Source organism: Paracoccus sp. 22332, assembly GCF_052045125.1.
Classification (GTDB): Bacteria; Pseudomonadota; Alphaproteobacteria; order Rhodobacterales; family Rhodobacteraceae; genus Paracoccus; species Paracoccus haematequi_A.
Genome location: NZ_JBQEOI010000014.1, coordinates 1 through 14793, shown reverse-complemented (window position 1 = coordinate 14793; position 14793 = coordinate 1). Strand labels below are relative to the sequence as shown.

12 protein-coding genes and 1 pseudogene are annotated in these 14793 nt (G+C 68.1%); 6 read left to right on the top strand and 7 right to left on the bottom strand.

Features of this window, described 5'->3' with window-relative positions; genetic code table 11:
* Positions 1–12 precede the first annotated feature (12 nt).
* Complete coding sequence (locus ACTJI6_RS14305; RefSeq protein WP_440801612.1) at positions 13–258, top strand: type II toxin-antitoxin system Phd/YefM family antitoxin; 246 nt, start codon at positions 13–15, stop codon at positions 256–258.
* Positions 259–663, top strand: a complete 405-nt coding sequence (locus ACTJI6_RS14300) for a type II toxin-antitoxin system VapC family toxin (RefSeq protein ID WP_440801610.1) — start codon at positions 259–261, stop codon at positions 661–663.
* A 23-nt stretch (positions 664–686) separates the two neighbouring features.
* Here the strand turns inward: ACTJI6_RS14300 and ACTJI6_RS14295 are convergent, their stop codons facing one another.
* The 4 genes from ACTJI6_RS14295 to ACTJI6_RS14280 form a co-directional block, all read right to left on the bottom strand.
* The gene (locus ACTJI6_RS14295) at positions 687–2030 is read right to left on the bottom strand and encodes a hypothetical protein (RefSeq protein WP_440801608.1); all 1344 of its coding nucleotides are present in this window, start codon (positions 2028–2030) and stop codon (positions 687–689) included.
* A complete protein-coding gene (locus ACTJI6_RS14290) occupies positions 2027–2629 on the bottom strand; it encodes a polysaccharide biosynthesis/export family protein (RefSeq protein ID WP_440801605.1) in 603 nt (200 codons plus the stop codon). The genes ACTJI6_RS14295 and ACTJI6_RS14290 overlap by 4 nt, the downstream gene beginning before the upstream one ends.
* Positions 2630–2777: 148 nt before the next feature.
* Positions 2778–5363 carry a tetratricopeptide repeat protein gene (locus ACTJI6_RS14285; protein ID WP_440801604.1) on the bottom strand — a complete coding sequence of 862 codons (2586 nt, stop codon included), beginning with the start codon at positions 5361–5363 and terminating at the stop codon, positions 2778–2780.
* Between the two features lie 71 nt (positions 5364–5434).
* The gene (locus ACTJI6_RS14280; protein ID WP_440801601.1) at positions 5435–6130 is read right to left on the bottom strand and encodes a sugar transferase; all 696 of its coding nucleotides are present in this window, start codon (positions 6128–6130) and stop codon (positions 5435–5437) included.
* 409 nt (positions 6131–6539) lie between these two features.
* Between ACTJI6_RS14280 and ACTJI6_RS14275 the strand changes: the two genes are divergently transcribed.
* Genes ACTJI6_RS14275 through ACTJI6_RS14265 form a run of 3 tightly spaced genes read left to right on the top strand, consistent with a single transcriptional unit; the run spans position 6540 to position 9849 of the window.
* A complete protein-coding gene (locus ACTJI6_RS14275) occupies positions 6540–7454 on the top strand; it encodes an ExeA family protein (protein WP_440801599.1) in 915 nt (304 codons plus the stop codon).
* Entirely contained in the window at positions 7451–8971 is a 1521-nt protein-coding gene (locus ACTJI6_RS14270; RefSeq protein ID WP_440801598.1) for a GumC family protein, read from the top strand. Before ACTJI6_RS14275 ends, ACTJI6_RS14270 begins: the two co-directional genes overlap by 4 nt.
* A 20-nt stretch (positions 8972–8991) precedes the next feature.
* Entirely contained in the window at positions 8992–9849 is an 858-nt protein-coding gene (locus ACTJI6_RS14265; RefSeq protein WP_440801596.1) for a CpsD/CapB family tyrosine-protein kinase, read from the top strand.
* Positions 9850–9868: 19 nt separating this feature from the next.
* Here the strand turns inward: ACTJI6_RS14265 and ACTJI6_RS14260 are convergent, their stop codons facing one another.
* Both ACTJI6_RS14260 and ACTJI6_RS14255 read right to left on the bottom strand, forming a co-directional pair.
* Complete coding sequence (locus ACTJI6_RS14260) at positions 9869–10840, bottom strand: glycosyltransferase family 2 protein (RefSeq protein ID WP_440801595.1); 972 nt, start codon at positions 10838–10840, stop codon at positions 9869–9871.
* A complete protein-coding gene (locus ACTJI6_RS14255; protein WP_440801593.1) occupies positions 10831–12303 on the bottom strand; it encodes a hypothetical protein in 1473 nt (490 codons plus the stop codon). Before ACTJI6_RS14255 ends, ACTJI6_RS14260 begins: the two co-directional genes overlap by 10 nt.
* 233 nt (positions 12304–12536) lie before the next feature.
* Between ACTJI6_RS14255 and ACTJI6_RS14250 the strand changes: the two genes are divergently transcribed.
* Positions 12537–12704, top strand: a complete 168-nt coding sequence (locus ACTJI6_RS14250; protein WP_440801591.1) for a hypothetical protein — start codon at positions 12537–12539, stop codon at positions 12702–12704.
* A 490-nt stretch (positions 12705–13194) separates the two neighbouring features.
* On the opposite strand, the pseudogene ACTJI6_RS14245 reads toward ACTJI6_RS14250, so the two are convergent.
* A pseudogene (locus ACTJI6_RS14245) lies at positions 13195–14793 on the bottom strand (hypothetical protein); the annotation flags it as partial.

Below are 14793 nucleotides of genomic sequence, written 5' to 3'. Positions count from 1 at the left end.
ACAGGTACGATCATGTGGACCTTGCAGGATGCCAAGAACCGCTTTTCGGCGGTGGTGGATGCCGCCCTGGCGGGACAGCCGCAACAGGTGTCCCGCCGCGGCAAGCCCGCCGTGGTGGTCCTGTCGATGGCCGAATACGACCAGATGCGGCAAGCCGTGGAAAGCCGGCGCGGCAGCTTTCTGCAACATCTGCTGGACTTTCCGGGGCTGGACGACGGATCCCGTCCCTTGGCGCGCCCGCGGGATGTCGATTTCTGAATGCTGATCCTGGACACCAACGTGGTCTCGGCCCTGCGCCGCCCGGATCGCAGCCCGCAGGTCGTGGCCTTCCTGGCCGCCCAGCCCGAGGACAGCCTGTTCCTGTCCGTCATCACCCTGGGCGAGATCGAGCGCGGCATCGCCCGGCAAGAGGTCCGCAATCCCGGTTTCGCCGCGGATCTGCGGGCCTGGGCCAACCGGACCCAGACCCTGTTTCAGGACCGCCTGCTGCCCTTCGGCATGGCCGAGGCGCGGATCTGGGGCGCCCTGTCGGCGCGGATCGGCCATGACGGCGCCGATTTGCAGATCGCGGCGACGGCCCTGGCCCATGGCGCCACGGTCGTCACCGGCAACGCCGCCGACTTCCGCCCGACCGGCTGCCGGATCCACGATCCCTTCGGCTGACAGGGATCGGCACAGGGAGGGGATCAGCGCAGGAAGCTGAAGCTGCGGTTCACGCCCAGATAGACCCGTTCCTCGTCGTCGCGGGTGCCGTCGCTGTCCTTGCTGCGGATCACGTTGGCGCCCGCGACCAAGGAAAAGTCGTTGGGCAGCGCGCGGCTGTAATCCAGCCCGAAGGAAACCGAGCGCGCATCCTCTCTGTCGCCCGATTGCACCTCGCTTTCGCGATAACGGATATTGGCGGCGATGCTGGACACGGCCGAGATCTGGCGGCTGTAATTGGCGGTGATGTCGGTGTTCAGCGCCTCGTCGCCGTCGTTGTCGGTGACGGCCGCCCGGCGCAGCGACGCCTGCACCTGCGACATTTCGGTAAGCTTCTGGTTGTAGGCGATCTGGAAGATCGGGTCGTAATTGTCCTGGAACCGCGTCACGCCGACCTGGCCCGTCAGGGTGAAGCGGCGCAGTTCCAGCGTCCGGCCGATGTTGAAATTCTCGCGCCGCCCGGCGGTGCCGGGATCGGATCCGAAGGACAGCGACCAGTCCCCCAGGGGCCGCGACCGGGTCAGGCCCAGGCGCAGCGACGGGCCTTCGGCCTGTTCCACCGTGCCGTCGCCTTCCTCGCGCCGGATATGGGTGCGGGCCAGTTCGACATCCAGGTTGGTCAGCTTGTCCACCTGCAGGGACGCGCCCACGCCATAGCGGTCGGACCGGCTGTCGTTGACCTCGCCGTCGGTGCGGCTGGCCTCGGCCAGGATGCGGGCGCGGATCAGCGGCGTGGGTTCCAGATAGAAGGCCACGTTGCCGCTGCGGGTCTCGTTGTCGTCCAGGTCGGGATCGGTGGTGCCGCTGTAATCGCGCCTGATCCAGGAAAGGCCGAATTCGCCGCCCAGCTTGGCCTCGCGCCCGAAGACATAGGTCAGGCGGGCATCGGTCTGCGCCACGCGACCGCCGTCCAGGGTGACGAATTCGTTGCTGAGATCGTCGAACAGGATTTCCTCGTCCAGGTCGTTCTCGCGATAGCCCAGTTCCGCCTCGATGGCGGAATTGCGGGCACCGCGCCGCAGCAGCAGCCGGGCCTGCGGATCGCCCAGGGCGAAGGACTTGTCCTCGTCGGGATCGTGCAGCCGGAAGGGCGCGGACAGCGAGAACTGGATCGTCTGGACGCGGCTGCCGGTGCGCAGGTTCAGGTCCAGCGGCGTGATGCCGATCAGGTCGCCGTCTTCCACCGCGATCTGCTGGCCGATGGTCAGCCGCGCCTCGGGGGCGGAAGGGTCGGTTTCCTGGGACTGCGCGCCAAGCGGCAGCAGGGCCAGAAGCCCCGCGAGGCCCGCCGCAGTCGTCGTTGCCGTCCCGCGCCGCATCGTCGTCACTCGAACAGGCCGCGTTCGGGGACGATGATCACGTCGCCTTCGGCCAGCACGGGATCCATGTTCATGCCCGCGCCGCGCATGATCGCGGCATAGTTCACGGTGATCACCTGCCCCGGCATCGAGGCGCGGCGCAGCTGGATGCGCTTGGTCGCGGCAAAGGGCGTCAGCCCGCCCGCCTGGGACAGGGCCTGCAGGAAGGTGGTGCCCGGCGGGACCGCCTTGGCGCCCGGCGCGCTTGCCTCGCCCATGATATAGATGTTGACCACCGCGTCCTCGACCGGGGCGGCCGGTTCGATCAGTGGGGTGGCGGTCACGAAGACCGTGGGCGGGGACGCCAGGACGCCCGCAAGGGCCTGGCTGATCCGGCTGCCCACCGCCGCGGGCGACTGGCCCGCAACCCGGATGCTGCCCGCATAGGGAAAGTCGATGGTCCCGCCCGGCAGCACCACCAGCGTGCGGTTCAGCGATTCATCCTCCAGCACCTCGACCGTCAGGCGGTCGCCGGACTGGATGCGGTATTCCTGCGCCAGGGCGGCGCGGGGAAAGGCCAGCGGCAGCGCTAGCAGCGCGGCCAGCATGAAACGCAGCAGGATCGTCATGGGTCAGTCCTTCAACACTGTTTCCCGTCGGGGGCGCATCGCGGCGCATGTCCGTCAGGGTTTGCTTGTTACCACAATGCCATGAGCCAAAAGTGAACGGAGAGAAAAATTCGCCCCCCTGTCACCCCGGGATCACAGCCGCCGCCCGTCAGTTGGTGGCCTGGCCCGCCGCCGGGGCGGCATCGCCTGAGGGTTCCCCCGCCGTGCCGCCGGCCGTCCCTCCGGTCGTTCCATTGGAGGCCGCCTCCCCCGCCTGGGCGGGGGCGTTCAGCCGGGCCAGGGCCTCGCGCGCGGCGGTGATCGACTGGCCTTCCTGGCCTTCGGGCAGCATTTCCAGGCCCTTTTCCAGCTGCGCCTTGGCGGCGTCGGTCTTGCCCAGGGCGGCCTGGACCACGCCCAGGTGCAGCTGCACCACGGCATCCTGGGTCAAGGCGGCGGCGGCGCCTTCCAGATAGGGCAGCGCGGCGGCGCTGTCGCCGTTCAGATGCTGGATCCAGCCATAGGTATCCATGAAGGGCGGCACGGTGGTGTCCTTCAGCCGCCGCGCCACGGCCGAGGCGCGCGCCACCGCCGCCGGATCGTCGGATTTCCAGGTCGCCAGCAGGCTTGCCAGGTTGTTGGCCACGATGATCGAGGTCGAATCGCGCGCGTAAAGCTGGTCATAGATGGCGATGGCGCCGTCGATGTCGCCCTCGCGTTCGGCCAGCCCGGCCTTGGACCACAGCAGGTCGGGATTGTCGGGAAGGGCCGCCAGGCCCTGTTCGGTCAGGGTCCGGGCCTCGTCCAGCTTGCCTTCCTGCGTCGCCAGCCGGATCAGCGCCAGGTGGGGCGGCAGGTCGTCGGGCTTTTCGGCGATCAGCGCGGTGAAGATCTCGCGCGCGGCGGGCAGGTCGTTGTTGGCCGCCTGGGTCATCGCCAGGGCCATGCGCGCGGCGCGGCTTTCGGGGTCGGCGGCGACCATGTCCTGCGCCAGTTTCAGCGCGGCGGGCGCCTGGCCCGAGGCAAGCTGCGCGCGGATCAGGCTCAGCTTGGCGCCGATATCGGCGTCGGCCGCATTGGCCTGCTGTTCCAGATAGGCAAGCGCGGCGGCCTCGCCCTCCTGGTTGGCGAGGCGGGCCAGATCCAGCCGGTCGGCGGCGGCCGTGGCCTGGTCGGTGCCGATCTCGCGCAGGCGGGTGATCACGCCTTCGGCGCGCGGCAGGTCGGGCATGGACAGATAGATCCGGCCCAAGGCCCCCAGCAGGTCCAGGTTGTCTGGGGTCCGGCGCAGGGCGGGCAGGATCGCGTCCTCGGCCGGGCGCCAGCGTTCCTCGGACATCAGCCGGTCCGCCAGGCGCAGCGTCTCGGCCGGCGCGTTGTTCGACGCGGCCGCCGCCTGCGACAGGTAATCGCGCGCCAGATCCGGCTCGCCCGCCCGGTCATAGGCGTCGGCCATCAGGCTCATCGCCTCGGCGTCCTGGGGGGCCTGGTCCAGGACCGAGCGCAGCGACAGAACCGCGTCGTCCGCCCGGTCTTCCTGGATGTCCCAGGCGGCCTTGATCTTCAGCGCGCCGGGATGACTGGCGTTCTGGGCCAGAACCTCGTCGACCTGGGCGCGCGCGCCCGCCGCGTCGCCGGTTTCCACCAGCATCCGGGCCAGCTGGACCTTCACGTTCAGCGAGGTTTCCGTGGGTTCGGTCACGCCGTCCAGCACGGAGCGGATCTCGGCGATCGCCTCGGCCTGCTTGCCGTCGCGGAAATCGAAGCCCGCGCGCAGGGTGCGGAACAGCAGCGGATCGCCGCCCTCGGCGATGATGCGGTCCAGCTCGGCGCGGGCGGCATCCGCGCCGCGCTGCATCTCGACGAATCGGACCAGGTCGGCGCGCGGCGCGGGATCGTCGGCGGGCGCGGCCTCGGCCAGGTCGCGCAGGAAGGCCTCGGCGCGGTCGGGCTGGTTCTCGGACATGTAGAACCGGACCAGATCGGCCTTGGCCTGGTCGTTGTCGGGGAATTTCGCGATGGTGGCGCGCAGATGCGCCTCGATCGCGGGCTTGTCCTGGCGTTCCGCCAGAAGCGCCAGCCGCTGCGCATAGCGTTGCGGATTGTCGGGTTGCAGTTCCAGCAGGCGCGCGGTCAGCCGGTCGGCCTCGTCCAGATCCCTGGCATTGGCCGCCCGGTCCAGCAGGATGCCCATCAGCATCGGATCGTCGGGCCGGGTCTGGGCCATCCGGGCCGCTTCCTCACCCAGCGAGGCGCGGGCCTTGTCGTCCTCGGCCAGGGTGGCCTCGCGATAGCGGCGGGTCAGGTCCAGCACCTGCACATCCGGGTCCTGGGGCGCGATTTCCTGGGCGCGGGTGGCGTGGCGGACGAATTCGTCGGCCTGCTGGCTGTCGAAGGCCAGCCGCGCCAGGGCGATGCGGGTCGCCAGGTCGTCGGGATATTGCTCGGCCAGCCGCAGGTACTGGCTGTAAGCCTGGCCGATGTCGCCCTGGGCGCGATAGGTGTCGGCCAGGGTCTTGCGGGCCTCGTAATGGGTGCCCTCGATGTCGAAGACGTTGCGGAACTGCACGATGGCGCGGTCCACGTCGCCCTGCTCCAGCAGCTGCAACCCGGACTGGTAATATTCCTCGGCCTTTTCGGCCGATGTCTTGCAGCCGGCCAGCGACAGGCCCAGCCCCAGGGCCAGGGCCGTGGACAAAAGGAAACGCGCGCCCCGGCGGGGGGAAAGGCGGCTGGAGGAAACGTCGGCAGTCATGATGAAACACGGTCTCGCGGCTTGGGCGCGGCGGGCGGCGTTCTGACGGCCGCCGCGGGGAACACGCGACCTTAGTACCCGGTGCCGCGCAGAACGACCATCACTGTGCGCACCAAAATCTTCAGGTCAAGCCAGCCGGACAAATCCCGATGATATTCTTCGTCATAGCGGACGCGGGCCACGAATTCCGATTCGTTGCGCGCCGAGATCTGCCACAGCCCGGTGATTCCCGGCCGCAGGCGGTAATAGGCCCGCCCGTAATACAGATGCCGCTGGCCCACCATCATCGGGCGCGGGCCGACCAGCGACATGGTGCCGTTCACCACGTTCAGAAGCTGCGGCAGCTCGTCCATCGAGGTCTTGCGCAGCAGCCGCCCGACGCGCGTGACGCGCGGATCGCGCTTCAGCTTCTGGGTGCTGTCCCATTGGTGCCGGGCCTCGGGATCCTGGTCCAGATGCGCCTTGAGATGGCTTTCGGCGTCCACCACCATGGTGCGCAGCTTCCAGATGCGGAACACCCGGCCGCTGCGGCCCAGGCGCTTCTGCACGAAGAAGGGATTGCCGCCGTCGCAGGCCACCAGCAGCGCCATCAGCAGGATCAGCGGCACGGTGACGGGGGCGGTCAGCAGGATCAGCAGGGTTTCGAAGGCCCGCTTGGCGCCGTTGCGGTAAAGGCCACGGTCCCGGTCGCTGTCGCTGTCGGGAAAGCCTACATCCGGCAGCACGAGATCGGGTTTGAAGTCGGTCATACGCGTATTGATCGTCAAAATTCCCTCCATCGAGGAAACAACCATGAAAAAAATGCCCCGAGGCGCGGGGCGGACTTTCGGCGCGGTCCCTGGCAGCCAACCCGCTGCGGAAACGCCATCCCCGTGAACAAGGCCACGCTAGCACGCCGCAGCGGCGATCTGAATGTTTAGATTAAAAATTAGTTAAATTTTGACGCGTTTTTGCCGACTCCTCCGGACGTTCGGCGGCATTGCGCCATCTTGGATGGCAAGACCGTGTGGGAGTGCAATCGAGGGTTGAAATCCCCGCCGCTTCTGCCCCTGGCCGACCCGACTCAGATGATTTGTCCTCACTTTTAGGCAATCGGCCGGGCGCGGCGGGGCGCCGGACTGGCAAATGCCTGTCCGGGCGGGTATATCGTCCTCATCTTTCCCGGAGCGCGCCCGTTTGAGCCAGTTCTATCTTGATCATTACGGCTTTTCGGTCCGTCCCTTCTCGATCCTGCCGGATCCCGCCATGCTGTTCTGGTCGGACCGGCACAAGAAGGCCTTCGCGGTCCTGGAATACGGGTTGATGACCCGCGCCCCCCTGACCGTCGTCACCGGAGAGGTGGGGGCGGGCAAGACCACGCTGATCCAGGCCCTGCTGCGGCGCACCGGCCCCGACATGCGCATCGGCCTGATCTCGAACGCGCGGGGCGACCGCGGCGACCTGCTGCGCTGGATCCTGAACGCCTTCGACATCGCCCCCCCGCCGGGGGCCGATTACGTCGACATGTTCCAGACCTTCCAGGATTTCGTGCTGTCCGAATACGCGGCGGGCCGGCTGGTGGTGCTGATCTTCGACGAGGCGCAGAACCTGGGTGCCGACACCCTGGAAGAGCTGCGGATGCTGACCAACATCAATTCGGGCACCGACGAATTGCTGCAACTGGTCCTGCTGGGCCAGCCCGAGCTGCGCGACATCATCACCCGCCCCGAACTGCGCCAGTTCGCCCAGCGGGTCAGCGCGACCTTCCACCTGGGCAGCTTCGACCCCGACACCTCGGCCGCCTATATCCGCCACCGGCTGCAGAAGGCCGGCGGCACGGGACAGGAAATCGACGCCGCCGCGATGGCCCGCATCCATGCGGAAGCGCGCGGCGTGCCCCGGATGATCAACAAGATCGCCGACCTGGCCCTGGTCTATGGCGCGGCGGCCGACCGCAAGACCGTCGGCGCCGACATCGTCGACGAACTGATCCGCGACGGGCTGATCCTGACGGCAGCCCCGGAACCCACCCTGCCCGAACCCGCCCCTGCCGACCGCCCGGCGCGGCTGGTCCTGGCCCATGAGCAAGAGGTCAAGCGGGACGCGACATGATCGACCTGCGATTCTACTGGTCCCTTCTGATGCGGCGCCTGCCGGTGATGCTGGCGCTGCTGATCATCTGTTCGGTCTTCGGCGCGGTCTGGGCGATCCGCGCGCCGTCCACCTATTCCACCTCGGCCCGGCTGCTGGTGGAAAACCCGCGCATCCTGGAAAGCCGCGACACCAGTGCCGATTCCGCCAATGAGATGCTGCAGGTGATCGAACAGCAGCTTCTGACCCGCGCCAACCTGATCGACGTGGCCAACAAGCTGCATGTCTTCGGCCAGGACAGCACGCTGAGCGTGGACGAAAAGCTGGACGAGATGCGCGCCAACACCCGCATCACCCGGACCGGCGGGCGGGACGAGGCGACGATGATGCTGGTCAGCTTCACCTCGCAGGATCCGCGCACGGCCGCCGCCGTGGTCACCGAATTCACCACCCTGATCCTGGGCACCAACACCCGCAACCGCGTGGGCCTGGCCGAGAACCGGCTGGCCTTCTTCCAGCAGGAGGTCGACCGGCTGGGCCAGGATCTGGATGCGCAGAACGCCCGGATCCTGCAATTCAAGCGCGAGAACTCGGCCGCGCTGCCGGAAAACCTGCAATACCGCCAGGATCGCCAGTCGCTGCTTCAGGAACGCGTGGCCCGGCTGGAAAGCGACCTGGCCGTGTTGCAGGCGCAGCGGTCGGAAATGGTGCGGCTGTTCGAGCAGACCGGCAACGTGCCCGCGAATGCCACGCCCCAGACCCCCGAGGAACAGCAGCTTGCCGCCCTGCGGGCCGAGCTGAGCGGGGTTCTGGGCGTCTATGCCGAGGACAGCCCCCGCGTCCGTGCGCTGAAGAACCGCATTGCCAATGCCGAACGCGCGGTCCAGGCGCAGGGGGTGCCCGCCGACACCGGCAATACCGGCAATTCGCTTCTGGACTTGAACCTGTCCCAGATCGACAGCCGCGTGACCATGCTGGAAAACGAACGCGCGCAGGCCGGGCAGGAACTGGAAGACCTGTCCGCCTCGATCAGCGCCACCGCCGCCAATGCCATCGCGCTTGGCGCCCTGGAACGCGACCAGCAGAACATCCAGGCCCGCTACAACGCCGCGGTGGCCAGCCTGGACCAGGCCCGGCAGGTCGAGCGGGTCGAAACCTCGGCCCAGGGGCAGCGCATCACCGTGATCGAGGCGGCCAGCGTGCCCAGCCAGCCCTCGGGCCCGAACCGCAAGAAGATCGCCCTGGCGGGCATCGGCCTGGGCCTGGGCCTGGCGGGCGGGTTCTTCGTGCTGATGGAGCTGTTGAACAACACCATCCGCCGCCCGGCCGAATTGCGGTCGCGCTTCCAGGTCACGCCCCTGGCGGTCATCCCCTTCATCGAGGGGCGGCGCGAACGGCGCCACCGCCAGGCGCTGCTGCTGGCCGCGATCCTGGCGGTGGTGATCATCATCCCCCTGGGATTGTGGGGGCTGCACACGCAATACATGCCGCTGGACATCCTGGCGCAGAAGATCGTCACCCGGCTGGGCCTGGGCTGAGGCGCGAAGGAAAGTCCGTCATGGAAAAGCTGCAAGCCGCCATCGAGATCGCCCGCAAGAAGCGCGAGGCCGAACGCGGGGCGCCCCTGTCCCCCGCCTCGTCCCTGTCCCCGTCTTTCGCGGCATCCCCGGATGCCGCGATCCCCGCGCCGGTCCTGGATCCCGATGCCCGCTGGCAGGCGCTGCCGGAAATCGGCCTGGATCCCGCCGCCTTGATCCGGTCGCGCATCCTGTCGCAAAGCGCGTCCCAGGAATCGACGCCCTTCGACGTCCTGCGCACCAAGATCCTGTACCAGATGCGCCAGAACGGCTGGCGGCGTCTGGCCATCACCTCGCCCCTGCCGAGATGCGGCAAGACCACGACGGCGGTGAACCTGGCCCTGGCGCTTGGCCGCCAGCCGGAACTGCGGTCGATGCTGTTCGACTTCGACCTGCGCGGGCCCTCGGTCGCCGGCAAGCTGGACCTGCCGCAGCCGCCCTCGATCGCGCCCCTGCTGCGCGGCGACCGCGATTTCGCCGACCACGGGCAACGGATCGGCCCGAACCTGGCCCTGGCCCTGTCGGGCGAGGCGCAGACCGACCCGACCCGGCTCTTGATGGCCGAGGCCACCCGTGACACACTGGCCCGGATCCAGGGCGATTACGCGCCCGACATCATGATCTTCGACCTGCCCTCGATCCTGATCGGCGACGATGCGCGGGCCTTCCTGCAGCATGTCGACTGCGCCCTGATCCTGGCCCGCGCCGACCAGACCCGCTATGGCGATTTCGACAGCTGCGAACGCGAGGTCGGCGAATACACCAATGTCCTGGGCGTGGTGCTGAACGGCTACCGCCACGGCGGCGGGATGGCCGATGCCGAGGGGGGGAGCGCCTGAGAGCCAGGCGGGGCCTGCCTTATTTGTATTCGATCAGCCCCGCCTGCCGGCCCGTCAGCCGCTTCAGCCGGAATTCCAGCACCCCAAGCGCCTCGGGCAGCTTGCCCAGGGTGGTAAAGACCGCCCGCAGCAGATCTCCGTCGCGGCGCCACAGCCGGACGACCTGAAGCGGCCAGGCCAGCAGCAGCGCCAGCAGCAGCGGATGGACGAACACCGCCCCCAGGATCGCGGCCAGCGGGATGCCCAGGCCCCAGGCCAGGGCGCGGCGGGTCTGCGCGACATTGTGCCGTTCCGGCGCCCGCCCGTGCAGGGCCGCGCCCAGGGCATAGGAATAGCCCGCCCGCCGGGTCCGCCGCCACCATTGCCCGAAGCGGTGCATGGCCGCGTCGTGGCGCGCCATCTCGGCGTCCAGGCGCCAGATCTGCCAGCCCGCCCGGCGCAGGCGCAGGCACAGTTCGGGCTCCTCGCCCGCGATCAGGGCCGGGTTGAAGCCGCCGGCCTCGTGGAAGGCCCCGGCCCGGATCAGGGCGATGCCGCCGCAGGCGCCGATCTGCCCGACCGGGGTGTTCCATTCGTGGTCGATCAGCCGGTTGTAGAGCGATGCCTCGGGGGCGATCTCGCGCAGCCGGCCGCAGGCCACCGCCGCCTGCGGGTTGTCCGTCAGGAACCGGGACGCCAAGGGTAGCCAAGCGGGATCCAGGACGCAATCGCCGTCGATGAACTGGATATGGTCCGCGGGCGGCCCCGCCAGGGCGGCAACTCCGGCATTGCGCGCCCGCGCCGCCGTGAAGGGGCGGGCCATGTCCAGCCGCACCACCGTCACGCCCCGTGCGCGGGCCTGGGCGACGCTGTCGTCGGTGGACCCGGAATCGACGTAGACGATCTGCCGGAACCCGGCGGCCAGCAGGCTGTCCAGGCAGCGGACCAGCCGCTGGCCCTCGTTGCGGCCGATGGCCACGGCATCGGTCACGGCATCGTCTGTCACGGGCATGCCGCCGCCTCCTGCCGCAAGGCGGCCGCCTGCGCCGGATGGCGGCGCGTCTGCCGGGTATAGGCGCTGCGGCGGACCGGCTCCGCCGGGCCGGGCTGGCCCGCCGGGTCGGCGACGCGGCCCAGTTCCAGCCGTCCTGCCAAGGCTCCGGCCAGAAGCCATGTCACCGGGGTCAGGGTCGCATTCGGGATCAGGTCGATCATGTTGGCCGTCAAGGCCATGGTCAGGCCGGCCGTCGCCGGGGTCAGGGCCAGCTGCTTCCAGCGCAGCCCCAGGAAGATCATCGGGATCAGCAGCAAGCCGAACTGGGCCAGGTACCCGATCCAGCCCTGGGTGCCGATGACGATCACCCAATAGCCGTCGGTGACGCTGAGATCCCTGCCCTCGGCGTCGAAGACCCGGTTGCGCCCCCAACCCCCCCAGCCGAAGGCCGGACGGTGATTGGCCTTGTCCAGCAGGATGTCCTCGTTGTCGAAGCGATAGCGCAGGGACGCTGCCCGGTCGGAATTAATGCCCTCGGCCAGGGTCAGCGCGGTGTCGGTGGGCACCAGGTCCGCCCCCCGCAGCATCGGAAAGACCAGCAGGGTCGCGGCCAGGACCGCAGCGCCGATGACCTGAAGGCGGACCGGCAGGAACAGGATCATCGCCCCCAGCAGCAGCCCGATGCCCAGGGCGCCGACCCCCTTGGCCAGGACCAGCGTCATGAACAGCCAGCCCGAGGCCGCAAGCCAGCGCATCCTGTCCTTGCCCGGACTGCTGCGCCACAGGGCCAGGGCGGCCAGGAAGGATCCGCAGAAGAAGATCGCCAGCCACAGCCCGTGGTGCAGGAAGACCACCGGGCGAAAGCCCCCGGCGCGGATGTGCTGCTTCCAGTCATGGGGGAAATAGCCATAGATGTTGCGGCTGAGCTGGGGCGAAAAGCGCACCTCGTACAGGGCGGGCAGCGAATAAAGCACCCCCGCCACGACCAGCCCGACCAGCAGGGTTCTTTGGGCATCGGGGTGGGCCAGGTACTTCCGCGCCAGCAGAAAGGGCAGCAGGGTGAACAGGGTGGTGCCCAGGAAGGATGCCGCATCATAGGGCCGCAGGGCGGGCAGGATCGTCGACCCGTATCGCAGCGCGTCGCCATTCGTCAGGACGGTGGCCACTGCCCCGGCCAGCATCATGATGAACAGGATCCGCACCACCCGGCTGCGCGGCCAAAGGCCCGGCAGCACCATGTCCGGCGCAAGGGCCTTGTGCGGCATCGGCCTGGCCATCGTCGCGGCGGCCAGGACCGCCGCCAAGGCCGGAATGGAATCCTTGTTCAGGCTGGGAACCGCCGGAAGCTCGATCGAGAAGTTCCCGGGCAGCAGCAGATAGGCCCCCAGGATGGCCGCCGTCACCGCCGCCGCAGGCGGCCGGCTGGCGAAAAGCCAGAATACCACAACAGGCCAGGACAGGACGGCAATCATCGAGATCATGGCTGCTTCCTGCCACAACCCGCCCGGCGAGGCCACGGGGATCTGCGCCGGCCATGGCCGTTCGGGATCCGGGCGGGTCTGAAAATTATTTAGGCTCAATCTGCTGATAAATAAATGGATTCTATCCTGGATTGATCGAATTTCGGAAACTTTCTCCCGGACAAGTCTCACGGAAACGGACATGCTTTCGAACGGCAGCCACATTGCCGGCTGGTTCATTGTTCGGAGCTTTCATGAGTATCAAATCCATATGCCTTGGCCTGGTCCTGGCAGCAGGGATCGGGGCCGCGCAGTCAGAGGCGGCGACCACCAGGAGTTACGACCTTTACCTGCGCTATGAGGGGACCGTTTTCACGGACTATGTGTTCTACGACCGCTGGAACAATCATGACGATTATTAAGGGGGCCATTATCCCCTAGAGGATCCGCTGGGTCTCGACGTTCCGAACCAGAAGTTCCGGGGCCTGGCCGTCGGCGACATTGTCCGGTTCATCGCCACGATCATATCTCCGGACAACCCGAACCAGGTCGTCACCCAATACGGCAACGGAGGACTTGCGCCCGTCTGTTCTATTGGCAAGACATCCTGCACAAACACGGAATGGGCCTCTCTTGGCGGCAGCCATGACGCCTTCGATATTCGCTATTCGGATCTCATCGTCATTTCCGGCAGCAAGCAGATAGGATCAACCTTCACCTACAGCCATTATTATCCGGGCGGTTGGACAAGCGATGACGGACGCTGGGATTATTACGCCTGGTACACGGATGCGAAATTCACCGTCGTGCAGATTGTCGACACGCCAGCCCCCGTCCCCCTGCCAGCAACTGCCGCCCTTCTGCCGCTTGGGGTCGGCGCCCTCGCGCTGATGCGAAGGCGCCGCCGTCTTCTCAGCTGACGGTCATCACGAGCTTTCCGCTGGTCAGGGCGACGCCTGCGGGCAGGGTTGCGCCGTTGTTGACGACGGCGACGCCCGGCCCGGTCAGGTCGTGGGTGCCGGCGGGCAGGCCGGTGGGCAGGACGATCTGCGCGGTGGCGGCCAGGGTGAGCGTGGCGGCTACGGTCGGCTCGACCAGCCCGGTGCCGATGGCGCCCGAGCGGAAGCGTTGCAGGGGGGCGATGCCGGATGCGCCCACGGTCGCGATCGTGACCACGGTCGGCGTATCGGTGCCGTTGGCCTCTCGCCTGGGGGCGACGGTGAAGGTCTCGCCCGCCTGGGGGGTGCCGACGACATCGGACAGCCAGATCCTGTAGTTGCCGCCGCGGTCATGGGTCCGTTCCACCCCGGCGATCCGGGCGGTGAAGCCGCTGACGGACCCAGTGACCGCCTTGCCGACATGGGCGTAGACATAGCGGATCCGCTCCATCCCGCTTTCGGAGGTGATCTCGATGCCCCGTTTGAACTCCAGCCGCCCCGCCACGGCCAGTGCCGCGGCGCCGGTCCCGTCCCAGCCCACCTGCGGGCGCAGCCCGTCGATGATCAACGATCGGGCCGTGCAATCCGGTCCCAGCAGCACCTGTCCCCCCCTGGCCACCAGGTCCAGGTCGGCGGCCGCGCCGGTCAGCGCCAGGCGCCCGCTGACCACCTCGGCCGACAGCGGCTGCGCGGCGCCGCCGATCCAGATTTGGCCCGCCAGACGGGTGAGGATCGTGCCCGCATCGGTGATCGTCCCTACATCCAGCCGTCCCGAGGTCATCTCCAGGACGCCCCCGCCCAGGGCCAGGGCCGCGACGCTGGCATTGACCGTCCCGAACCGCACGAAATGGCCGTCCAGGTCGGCGCTGTCAGCGACATGGGTGCCGGGCAGGTCTTTCGACGACCAGTTGCGGCGATTGTCCCAGCGGAAGCCGTCGAAATTCGGGTCGGGATAGAAGACCAGGTCCGCAGGCGCCGTGCGGGCGGGGATCGGAGAGCCGAAGCGGCTCTTGGTCCAGCGGATGTCCTCGCGCACGATGTCGCCGATACTGGGGGCAGCGGCCACATGGGCGACATATTCCGGGATGCTGGCCCACTCCTTGCCCAGCCTCTCACCGGCGCGGCGCCAGATCGTCGTCTTGTCCAGGATCGCGGGGGCCAGCCCGCCCACATTGCGGCTGGCCGCGCCCCATTTCCAGACCTGCGTGTCATCCGTCATCTTGGCGCTGGTGGACACCCCGTCGTTCCAGTTCACGGCCTTGTAGGCCTCGGCCGGATCGTCGGGGTTCTTGCCATGGGCGATGATGTTTCCGCCCATCGAGGACAGCGGGCCGTTCACGTCAAAGCCCCAGTCAAGCGCACCTTCCTCGTAGGCGACACGCTTGTAGCCCGCCGAATAAATCACGTTGTCGATCACGTTGTTGAACTGGCCGACGCCGCCGGTACTGTTGACCGCGGCGCCCAGGTTGTTGTCGACCAGCAGGTTGCCCTCAAGATGCAGGCCGGACCGCATCTGCACCCCGCAGGAAGACGACCGCGACAGCAGGTTGTTGCGGATCGTGATGTCGAAGGT

Bases quoted from the DNA above. Each gene is read 5' to 3' on its own strand.
- ACTJI6_RS14290 (WP_440801605.1), bottom strand. From the start codon at position 2,629: ATGACGATCCTGCTGCGTTTCATGCTGGCCGCGCTGCTAGCGCTGCCG.
- ACTJI6_RS14285 (WP_440801604.1), bottom strand. From the start codon at position 5,363: ATGACTGCCGACGTTTCCTCCAGCCGCCTTTCCCCCCGCCGGGGCGCG.
- ACTJI6_RS14260 (WP_440801595.1), bottom strand. From the start codon at position 10,840: ATGCCCGTGACAGACGATGCCGTGACCGATGCCGTGGCCATCGGCCGC.
- ACTJI6_RS14255 (WP_440801593.1), bottom strand. From the start codon at position 12,303: ATGATCTCGATGATTGCCGTCCTGTCCTGGCCTGTTGTGGTATTCTGG.
- ACTJI6_RS14300 (WP_440801610.1), top strand. From the start codon at position 259: ATGCTGATCCTGGACACCAACGTGGTCTCGGCCCTGCGCCGCCCGGAT.
- ACTJI6_RS14265 (WP_440801596.1), top strand. From the start codon at position 8,992: ATGGAAAAGCTGCAAGCCGCCATCGAGATCGCCCGCAAGAAGCGCGAG.
- ACTJI6_RS14270 (WP_440801598.1), top strand. From the start codon at position 7,451: ATGATCGACCTGCGATTCTACTGGTCCCTTCTGATGCGGCGCCTGCCG.
- ACTJI6_RS14305 (WP_440801612.1), top strand. From the start codon at position 13: ATGTGGACCTTGCAGGATGCCAAGAACCGCTTTTCGGCGGTGGTGGAT.
- ACTJI6_RS14250 (WP_440801591.1), top strand. From the start codon at position 12,537: ATGAGTATCAAATCCATATGCCTTGGCCTGGTCCTGGCAGCAGGGATC.